This is a genomic window from Brevundimonas sp. (genome assembly GCF_023259385.1).
Classification (GTDB): Bacteria; Pseudomonadota; Alphaproteobacteria; order Caulobacterales; family Caulobacteraceae; genus Brevundimonas.
In genome coordinates this window covers 13,464-15,701 of record NZ_JAHFPF010000052.1, presented here as the reverse complement: position 1 = coordinate 15,701, position 2,238 = coordinate 13,464, and the positions used below count along the sequence as shown (strand labels likewise).

The window sequence follows — 2,238 nt, the reverse complement described above, 5'->3', positions numbered from 1 at the left end:
CGCCGGACCTCAGCCCCCATCCGACGCAAGACCTGGGTTAGCGTGCTGCGATCTGTCCAGGATGGGAAGGCGATCTGGACAGCTCGGCCGATGAGGGTGGCGTTCCCGGGAGACGGCAGTTGAACCCTTCGGAAAGGCTCCCCCGCGATGCGCTTCCGCTCGCACCAGTTCGCCAACGCACACCAGAGTGTGTTGACGCCGGCCACGGAGTTGAACGGGCCGTCCGAACCGAGGAGTTCTCCCAGCCGGATTCGGAAGTTGTGGGTTTTGCCGGCACCGGCGTCGGTGGCCGACACGAGGGCGGTGAGGACCAGAAACCTGAAATAACCTGGCAGTGCGGTGTCGTAAGTCGGCGGTCGCCAGTGTCCCGACAGCCATGCGGAAACGTCTCGATGCTTGAAATGCGCGATGAAACCGGCTTGCGCCGCCTCGTCGTCGAGCCCCTCGATCTGACTCGCTACGGCCAGTTCCGCCGGCGTCGCGTCGATAAAGGTGAGAGGTCCACCGCCCGAAGGCCCGTCGGATCTAAGATAGTGAGCGACGAGCCTTTCTTCCCATTGGGCGGGAGTCAGCAATCCATGCGCTGCGGAACTCGGCGACGACAAACGAACCCACCCCCTGAAAGCTAGACGCTTCCCAAGCCCCGTTCACATTCAACCGTTGAGATTGAGACAGCAAGCGGTCTTTATCGCGTGGGTAGCAGTTCGGCGAAGCTCTTGCGGGTTCGGTGTCTGCCGCCGAGAGATAGGCGTCGAGCATGACCGAGAGGCACGCTTAGCCTTGAGCGATACAGGGCGCAGCGCCAGTTCCAGCGCGCCTAGGCCGGGACTTCGGTCAGGCCGCAGTGCGTTGCGAGGGCGCGCGCGAACGCAGGGTTCTTCTTCAGATTGCTCTTCATGTACCGGCGCAGGAATCCTTCCGCCGCCCGAATCGAAAGCGCCTGTGCGCCACCGAGCTTGAAGGCCTCGACGGTCATTCGTCGGCCCGGCCCTTCGCAGACCGAGGGGAGATAATGAGTCGTCGCCTTCGCCCCGCCCCACGCGGCGTTGTGCTGGCAGCGCGTCATCGTGCCGAGTTCCTTGAACGCGGGGGCCCCATTGTCCGATGAGACGAGACGTTGCGCGAGCCATGTCGAAACAGGCACGCTGACCGCATTGCCGATCAGCCTCCAGCGCAGGCGATCGGCCTTCGCCACGTCCCGTGCGGCAGACGTCCAACCGGGGGCGAAGCCCTGCAGGCGCTCGGCGTCTTCGATGCCCGGCGTCTTAAACGCACCCGTGGCTATATTCCAGATCGCGGGCGGCGACGGAATACTGAGGCCGGACCCTCCCTTGAGGGGCGGAACGGCGTCCACGGTCCAGCCGACCCCACGATTGCCCTCAGTCCAGTAGAAACCGATGTCGGTGGGAGCTTCTTCCTTCAAGGCTACGCCATCGATCCCCGCGAAAAGGTGATCCGTCGGATCGCCTTCCAGCATGGCCATGACGAAGACGCGTCGACGCCTTTGAGGAATTCCGAACTCGCGGGTGTCCAAGACGCGATAGGCCCACCGATAACCCCGCTGGGCGAGCTCATCGGTCACGTACTGGATCGCCCTGCCCTTCTGCAAGCTGAGCGCAAAGGCCACGTTCTCAAGGATCACGGTGTTCGGCTTCTTCGGCGAGGCGTCAATCAGCCGGAAGACGTGCGACACCAGACCGGACTGACTGCCTCCTAATCCGGCCACTCGGCCGGCTTGGCTGAGATCTTGGCAAGGCCAACCACCGACGAGGACGTCACATTCGGGCAGGCGCGTCATTTCGACGATGTCGTCGACGAGGGAAATACTGGGGAAATGGGCGTGCAGGACGTTCTGCGCCGCGGGATCCTTCTCACACATAAGGGTCGTTTGCAGGCCGGCCAGAGCGAAGCCGCTTTCAAATCCCCCGATGCCTGAGAACAGACTGACGACCGTCTGATTCGCCATTAAGCCTCCGAATTCTCGTCAGCTAACAGGCCGTGATCTGAAACTCGAGTGAATATTTCGGGCGCTCTCGCTCCGCATCATTGAATGCACGACCCGGTGGCAATTTGCGCACAGGCACCGAAGGTCCTCCAGGCGCGTGCTGTCTCCGGCGTTCATCTCGCTTAGGGCGCGCGTCGCATGGTGGACTTCGATGCAAGCGGCACCGTGATCCGCACCGTACAGCGTCACGGGATCCAGTCCGCAACGCTCACATCGCAGGGCGCCGAACTCGC

At 63.0% G+C, this 2,238-nt stretch carries 2 protein-coding genes; both read right to left on the bottom strand.

Annotation, left to right across the window (positions count from 1 at the left end; genetic code table 11):
* The coding region (locus Q0C81_RS05895) for a hypothetical protein (RefSeq protein ID WP_291834922.1) at positions 1 to 575 on the bottom strand (575 nt) is incomplete at its 3' end.
* Between the two features lie 242 nt (positions 576 to 817).
* Complete coding sequence (locus tag Q0C81_RS05890; RefSeq protein ID WP_291834918.1) at positions 818 to 1,966, bottom strand: DNA cytosine methyltransferase; 1,149 nt, start codon at positions 1,964 to 1,966, stop codon at positions 818 to 820.
* Between the last annotated feature and the right edge of the window lie 272 nt (positions 1,967 to 2,238).